The sequence below is a fragment of the Frankia sp. CcWB3 genome (assembly GCF_977927595.1).
In genome coordinates, this window is the sequence record NZ_CDWRCK010000207.1 from 1 (window position 1) to 7,597 (window position 7,597).

Sequence of the window (7,597 nt, forward strand, 5' to 3'; positions counted from 1 at the left end):
GCTCGCGGGTGGGGAGGCTCCATCACACGCGAGGAGACAGACGCATGGGGTGAACCGACCCCGGCACCCCAGTGGGCACACCGTTGGACTGGCGCCGGGCGGCCTGCGCCCCCGCGGCCCAATTCGCCCGCGACGGCGCGGAAGCCGTCATCCAGTACCGGTATGCCGGCGAGGTCCACGAGCTCCGGATGCCCGGCGTCATCTGGTCCGGCCTCGTCCAAGAGGCCCGCGTGGCCACGTTCACCACGCTGACCGCCGAGTGGACGGAGTGGGCGGTCGCCGGCAGCCTGGTCCGCCACGCGGACGGCCACGTTGACCTGCGCTACGGCTAGCTGGGCCTCCGGGACATCCGCCTGCCCGCCACGATCTGGGATCAGATCCTCGCCGCGATCCGCGCACACGCCATCGACGGCCTCGACCGGTGACGGTCTGGCTCCAGCTCTGCAAGGACTGCAACGGTTTCGCGGTGCGGATCGGTGTCTACGCGACCAGCTACGGCCGTCCGCTCACGCTGATCTCATACCGCCCATTCGCGGCGAGGTGGCGGACAAGCGCGCCGCGCTCACCCGTCTCAACGACCACCCGAGCGGCGCCTGACCGGACCACTCCCCCACGGTGGCCCCGGGCGCGTTGCTACACCCGTTGCTACACCCGCGGCGATTCACGGCTTTCGAGCGCCCCGATTGCCGCCATGGGGGGCATGGGGGGGCTCGGCCCCAGCAGACATCGCGGCTGGCGGCGAAGCTTCCCGAAGGGAAGCAAGCATGAAAGACCAGCCCGTGGGCGCGGCAGGGATCGAACCTGCGACCACTCGCTTGTAAGGCGAGCGCTCTCCCGCTGAGCTACGCGCCCGGGAGATGACGAGGTCAACTAAGACTACGCAGCGGCGAGCCCCGGCGGGAGCCGGCGGGAGCCGGCCCTCCACGACTCCCCAGACGCAGGCCGGCTCCCGCAAGGACGATCTTAGAGGATGGCGAGCGCCTTGAGGTACTCGGCCTGGTCCCGCGCGTCGGGGATGTTGTTGACGACCTTCCAGCGGACGACACCCTCCTTGTCGATGACGAAGGTGCCCCGCAGAGAGATGCCCCGCTCCGCGTTGAAGACGCCGTACGCGCTCGCGACGGCGCCGTGCGGCCAGAAGTCGGCGAGCAGCGGGAACTCGTAGCCCTGCTGGTCGGCCCAGACCTTGTGGGCGAACGGCGAGTCGACCGACACGGCCAGCACCTGGACGTCGTCGTTCTGGAACGAAGCGAGATCGTCCCGCACGGAGCACAGCTCGCCTTGGCAGACGCCGGTGAAGGTCAACGGGTAGAACAGCAGGACCACGTTGCGCTTACCCTGGAACTCGGACAGCGTGACAACCTCGTTGTTCTGGTCCTTCAGTGAGAAGTCCGGGGCGACGGAGCCAACCTCGACGGCCATGGGCTCTTCCTCTCCACAACGGTGGGGAACTGATCAGGGACCGGTGACCACAACGGATGATCACTACGGCGACGGGCCCCGCGCCAAATCCGGCGAGGGTACTCACCGATCGGCACGGATGTCCCGATCCAGCATGCCATTGCCGGCTACCTCGAAGCTGGCCGCCCATCCGCGGCGTGCCCTACACGACCTTCCGGATCTCCGCCATATCGCCTGGAACCGCACCCGACCTGGATGTTCACCCGCGTACTCGGCAATCAGATCACGGCGATCAGACCGGGATGGAAGGTGTCCTTCCCGGTCCGGTGACCCCGATGCGGCGGGTGTGCGGGTTTTCGAGGCCAGAGTGCCCTAGTCTGGCCGATCGACGCGGGAGCCGCACCGGCCGGACATGCGTGGGGGCATGGTGCCGTGCCCCGCGGCCGCCACTGGTATGGACACCGATGAGGACAGGGCCACTTTGACCAATCAGAGTTCCACCCCGCACGGATACCCCGCCCAGGAACCTCACCCGATCGACGGACCGGGCACATCCACCGGCGGATTTCCGATCTATGCGTTTCGTGAGTCTCTGACCGGCCACGAACCGCAGCAAGGCTACCCCGCCACCCCCGACTATGGGACACCGGGCCTGGCCGGACCACCTGGCTCCCCCGACACGTTCCAGGGGTCCGGCCTACTCGGGAGGAGGCGCAACCCCTTCGCGGTGTGGCTGGGTCTTCCTCTGATGACCCTGGGTGTCTACCCGTTCGTCTGGATCTACCGGACGAACAAAGAGCTCGCCGAGTATGACCGGCGCATCGAGGTGAACCCGACGCTGTCGCTGCTGGCCTTCCTGATCGGCTGGATGATCATCTTCCCACCGTTCGTCGCGGCCTGGCGGCTCGGCACCCGCGTCCGTAGCGCCCAGCGTGCGGCCGGGGTAGCCGAGACGAATCCGGTCCTGGCCTTCGCTCTCTTCCTCATCGGCGGCGGCGCGTTGGTCCTGCAGTTCGGAATCAACCGCATCTGGGACCGCTACCCCGGGGCGGTCGAGGGCCAGCAGGTGCCGCTCTACCGGTAACCGCTCTACCAGTGACCGCCCGCCGCCCGGCCCACCCCGAGCGCCGCCCGCGGCGGCCGGAGGCGCCCATACACCCCGCATCCGTCCCCGAGGCGCGAGCACGGCGGTGCACGCCCGCCTCGACCCGGACCCCGAAACCGAGGGAACCGGACCGGACCGACCCATGCCCGGCCGGGCCGGCCGGACCGGGCACCTTAGGTCAGCGGTGGCGCACCCGCTGCGACTTCGGCGCCGCCAGCCGCTGGCCGGACCACTCCTGGGCGACGCTCAACGTGCTGGTCTGGACGAGACCCGCGGTGGGCACCGCGTCCAGCACATCACTCGGCTCGACATGGCCGGCACGCCCGGCCTTGGGCGTCAGCAGCCAGATCACGCCGTCGTCGGACAGCTGCCGCCGTGCGTCGATGAGGGCGTTCGCCAGGTCCCCGTCATCCTCCCGCCACCACAGCAGGACGATGTCGACGACGTCGTCGGAGTCCTCGGGGACAAGCTCGGTCCCGCTGGCGCTCGTGACGGCGTCCAGCAGGTCCTGGGCGATGTCGTCGTCCTCGTTGAGCGACTGCACCTGGGTCCCGGCGGAGACTCCCAGCCGCTCCGCTCGGCGCTGACCCTCGGCGTTCGCCGCGGTCGGACTCACCCTCCACTACCTCCTGCTCGTATGTTGACGCTCCGCGTAACCGCGAGGGCGTCCCGTCTCGGTGGACGCATCCAACGATGATCCTCATCGGCTGGTGCGCCTCAACCTAGTCCACCGGACCTTCCGGTGACTGCGCAAGTGCCACGCCGTCGGTTGTGGACAAGCGACGGCGTGGTCAGCCTGGTGTGACTCCCCGCCAGTACCCCGGAGAGAGCGGAATCATCCCGCCAGGAACGACAGCCGGACCGTTCGATCGGGGTTGTCCACGTTGAGGTCCACCAGCGCAATGGACTGCCAGACCCCGAGCGCGAGGCGGCCGTCGATCACCGGCACCGTCAACGAGGGCGGGATGATGGCCGGCATCACATGCGAGCGGCCGTGACCGAACGTTCCATGCGCGTGGCGCCATCTGCCGTCGGCGGGGAGCAGATCCGCGAGCGCCGCGAGCAGGTCGATATCACTATCGGAACCCAACTCGAGGATGGCCACGCCGGCCGTGGCATGCGGCACGAAGACCGACAGCAACCCGTCGCTGGAACCGGCAAGGAACCGCCGCGCATCAGGTGTGAGATCCACCACACTTTCTCGCCGGCCGGTGCGCACGGACAGCGTCGTCGTCTTCATCCGGGTCGCCATCAGGGTGATTGTCCACCACCGCGGGGCCCGGCATCGGCCGCACTACGGACGACAGGCCAACAACGCAACGCACATCGCCCAGGTCTCGACCCGGAAGTAACCAAGACGTACGTGACGAGGCCGCCGCGATGGAGCACGATGGAGCACGATGGTCCATGACATACCCGTTCTCCGGGTAACCTCCCCCCTCGGCCGTCAAGGGTCGGTCGATCACCCAGAGTTCAGGCATTGTATGGGATGAGCGAGCGGCCGGGATGCGGCGGCGCATTGATCATGCATGTTCCCACCCGGTGCGTTGCAAAAGGGACAACTAGGCCGGCGATCGTACGATCAGGACCTTTTCGCATGATCGCGACGGCCCCGGGAAGCTCGAGGAGCAGGAGAAGGCGTGATGCAGGACACAACCCGGAAGTTCTCGGTCATCACCGACGGGCTACCGAGTCAGCTGCCGGACATCGATCCCTCCGAAACCAGCGAGTGGCTGGAGTCGCTCGACGCCGTCATCGAGGAGTCCGGCCGCGGCCGGGCCCGCTTCATCATGCTGAAGCTCCTCGAACGGGCCCGGGAGAAGGCGGTCGGTGTTCCCGGTCTCACCAGCACCGACTACATCAACACCATCAGCCCGGAGCAGGAGCCCTGGTTCCCCGGCGACGAGCACATCGAACGCCGCATCCGGGCCTATATCCGGTGGAACGCGGCCATCATGGTGAGCCGCGCCAACCGCCCCGAGTTCAATGTCGGCGGTCACATCGCGACCTACGCCTCGAGCGCGAGCCTCTACGAGGTGGGCTTCAACCATTTCTTCCGCGGCAAGGACCATCTCAGTTCCTCGCCGGGAAGCGCCTCGGGTGACCAGATCTTTATTCAGGGTCACGCGTCCCCGGGCATCTACGCCCGCGCCTTCCTGGAAGGCCGGCTGACGGAGAAGCAGCTCGACGCCTTCCGGCGCGAGGGCGAGTCGGGCGGCCTGTCGTCCTACCCCCACCCGCGGCTTATGCCTGATTTCTGGGAGTTTCCCACGGTTTCGATGGGGATCGGGCCGATCAACGCCATCTATCAGGCCCGGTTCAACCGCTACCTGCTCAACCGCCAGATCAAGGACACCTCGAACAGCCGGGTGTGGGCGTTCCTCGGCGACGGCGAGATGGACGAGCCGGAGTCGATCGGCGCGCTGGGCGTGGCCGCCCGCGAGGAGCTCGACAACCTCATCTTCGTGGTCAACTGCAACCTGCAGCGCCTCGACGGCCCGGTCCGCGGCAACGGAAAGATCATGCAGGAGCTGGAGTCGCTGTTCCGGGGCGCCGGCTGGAACGTCATCAAGGTGGTCTGGGGCCGCGACTGGGACCCGCTGCTGGCCAAGGACACCGACGGCGTGCTGGTAAACCGCATGAACACCACGCCGGACGGGCAGTTCCAGACCTACTCGACGTCGTCGGGCGAATACATCCGGGAGCACTTCTTCGGCTCGGACGCCCGGCTGCGCCGGATGGTCGCGGACCTCTCCGACGACGATCTGCGCAAGCTCTCCCGCGGTGGCCACGACTACCGCAAGCTCTACGCGGCCTACAAGGCGGCGACCGAGCACGCGGGCCAGCCCACGGTCATCCTCGCGCACACCATCAAGGGCTGGACCCTGGGCAAGGACTTCGAGGCCCGCAACGCCACCCACCAGATGAAGAAGCTGACCAAGAGCGAGCTCAAGGAGTTCCGCGACCGGCTCTATCTGGCGATCCCGGACTCGGCGCTGTCAGGTGACCTGCCGCCCTACTGCCACCCCGGGCCGGACTCCGAGGAAATCGCGTACATGCGGGAACGCCGGGCCGCACTCGGCGGGTCGATCCCGCGGCGGGTCGTGCGGGCCAAGCCGCTCCCCCAGCCGCCAGCGAAGATCTTCGACGAGCTCCGGAAGGGCTCCGGCAAACAGCCCGTCGCCACGACGATGGCCTTCGTCCGGCTGCTGAAGGACCTCATGAAGACCAAGGAGATGGGCGCGCGTTTCGTGCCGGTCATCCCCGACGAGGCCCGCACCTTCGGCATGGACGCGATGTTCCCGACGGCGAAGATCTACTCGCCGCACGGGCAGCGATACGAGGCCGTCGACCGCGAACTGCTGCTGTCCTACCAGGAGTCCGAGACCGGTCAGATACTGCACGAGGGCATCAGCGAGGCCGGGTCGATGGGCTCGGTGATCGCCGCCGGCACAGCGTACGCCACCCACGCGCAGTACATGATCCCGGTCTACGTCTTTTACTCGATGTTCGGCTTCCAGCGCACCGGCGACCAGATGTGGGCGCTCGGCGACCAGCTCGGCCGCGGGTTCCTGCTCGGGGCGACCGCCGGTCGGACCACCCTCAACGGCGAGGGCCTGCAGCACCAGGACGGCCACTCCCTGCTCCTGGCCTCGACTAACCCGGCCTGCGTGGCCTACGACCCCGCCTTCGCCTTCGAGGTGACGCACATCGTCCGGGAGGCGCTCGACCGAATGTACGGCGAGCGGGACGACAACGTCTTCTACTACCTCACCGTCTACAACGAGCCGGTGCCGCAGCCGGCCGAGCCCGCGGGTCTCGACCCGGCGCAGATCATCTCCGGAATGTACCGGTTCCGCTCGGCCGAGGGCCTGGTCCGCGGGCTTCCGGCGGCGGGGGCCGGCGTGGACTCCCCGCCGCGGGCCCAACTGCTGGCCAGCGGGACTTCCATCCACTGGGCGCTGGCGGCGCAGGAGATCCTTGCCGCCGACTTCGGGGTCGCCGCCGACCTGTGGTCGGTGACCTCGTGGAACGAGCTTCGGCGGGAGGCGCTCGACTGCGACCGTGCCAACCTGCTCAACCCCGAGGCCGACGATGCCGTGCCGTACGTGACCCGCGCTCTCGAAGGGGCCGCCGGCCCGGTCGTGGCGGTCTCCGACTGGATGCGCGCGGTGCCCGACCAGATCTCCCGGTGGGTTCCGCAGCCGTTCACCTCGCTGGGCACTGACGGGTACGGCCGCTCCGACACCCGGGCCGCCCTGCGCCGGCACTTCAAGGTCGACGCCGAGTCGATCGTCGTCGCGACCCTGGAAGCCCTCGTCCGGGCCGGTGAGGTCAAGGCCACCACGGTCGGGGACGCGATCAGGCGATTCGGGCTGCGCGCCGGCGAGGCCGGCCTGAACGGGCCCGAGGCGATCGTGGCCGGCACCAGGATCGTGGCCAGCACCGAGCAGGACGAGCGGCCGATCTCGGGCTGACCGACCCACCCAGGCCCCGGAGCGCCCGGCCCCGGGATTATCCGGATTGCCCGGGCATCCGGGGCCATTCGGGGCCTCCCCTGCGCCGACGGAGCCACCTGCGGGCTCCCCGGTGCCGGACCGGACCCCCGCGGGGCCCACCCGGCGCGGAGCCCCGGGTAGCGGGTCCGGAAGGTGGGGCCCGGAAGGTGGGCCCGCGCGATGGAGCCCACCGCGTTGGGGCCATCACCTCCAGGCCGGCCCATCCGGCCCACCGCATTCGGATCGGTACCTCCGGGCCACCCCGGCTGGGCGCCGGGCCGCGCGCCGGATCCCCTTGGCGCCCGATCTCGGCCCCGCGACCTCGGGTTTCATTCTCCGGGCCCACCGCGTTGACCTTCTGCATCCGGGCGCACCTGGTTCCGGCGCGCCCGGTCCGGACCCCCCGGAGGAGTTACCCAGCGCATCAGCACTGTCCGTGATGAACCCCACCGCGCTTGGCTTCATCGGGGTCCACCGCCGTCCCCGATTCGGCTACGCCCCGGGGCTTTCGCGGTACCCCATGTTCCACTCGATGACGCGTTGAGTTCCGCATCGCCGCCGCGGACACTAGGGCCTGTTTGGGAAGTTCATC

The 7,597-nt window shown here is 68.9% G+C and carries 6 protein-coding genes and 1 tRNA gene; 3 read left to right on the forward strand and 4 right to left on the reverse strand.

Annotation, left to right across the window (positions count from 1 at the left end):
• Positions 1-83: 83 nt before the first annotated feature.
• The gene (locus ACY5KJ_RS15120; protein WP_462203641.1) at positions 84-332 is read left to right on the forward strand and encodes a hypothetical protein; all 249 of its coding nucleotides are present in this window, start codon (positions 84-86) and stop codon (positions 330-332) included.
• 448 nt (positions 333-780) lie between these two features.
• On the opposite strand, the gene ACY5KJ_RS15125 is transcribed toward ACY5KJ_RS15120, so the two are convergent.
• A tRNA-Val gene (locus ACY5KJ_RS15125) sits at positions 781-852 on the reverse strand.
• Between the two features lie 111 nt (positions 853-963).
• Positions 964-1,422 (reverse strand): peroxiredoxin, encoded by a 459-nt coding sequence (locus ACY5KJ_RS15130; protein WP_011437438.1) that lies wholly within the window; start codon positions 1,420-1,422, stop codon positions 964-966.
• Between the two features lie 706 nt (positions 1,423-2,128).
• Between ACY5KJ_RS15130 and ACY5KJ_RS15135 the strand changes: the two genes are divergently transcribed.
• Positions 2,129-2,485, forward strand: coding sequence for a DUF4234 domain-containing protein (locus ACY5KJ_RS15135; RefSeq protein ID WP_462188206.1), 357 nt, complete (start codon positions 2,129-2,131; stop codon positions 2,483-2,485).
• Between the two features lie 199 nt (positions 2,486-2,684).
• Here ACY5KJ_RS15135 and ACY5KJ_RS15140 read toward each other — a convergent pair whose 3' ends face one another.
• Complete coding sequence (locus tag ACY5KJ_RS15140; protein WP_011437440.1) at positions 2,685-3,122, reverse strand: DUF3052 domain-containing protein; 438 nt, start codon at positions 3,120-3,122, stop codon at positions 2,685-2,687.
• Between the two features lie 219 nt (positions 3,123-3,341).
• Complete coding sequence (locus ACY5KJ_RS15145; RefSeq protein ID WP_462188205.1) at positions 3,342-3,746, reverse strand: secondary thiamine-phosphate synthase enzyme YjbQ; 405 nt, start codon at positions 3,744-3,746, stop codon at positions 3,342-3,344.
• A gap of 403 nt (positions 3,747-4,149) precedes the next feature.
• Between ACY5KJ_RS15145 and aceE the strand changes: the two genes are divergently transcribed.
• Positions 4,150-6,984 carry a pyruvate dehydrogenase (acetyl-transferring), homodimeric type gene (gene aceE / locus ACY5KJ_RS15150; RefSeq protein WP_462188204.1) on the forward strand — a complete coding sequence of 945 codons (2,835 nt, stop codon included), beginning with the start codon at positions 4,150-4,152 and terminating at the stop codon, positions 6,982-6,984.
• Positions 6,985-7,597 lie beyond the last annotated feature (613 nt).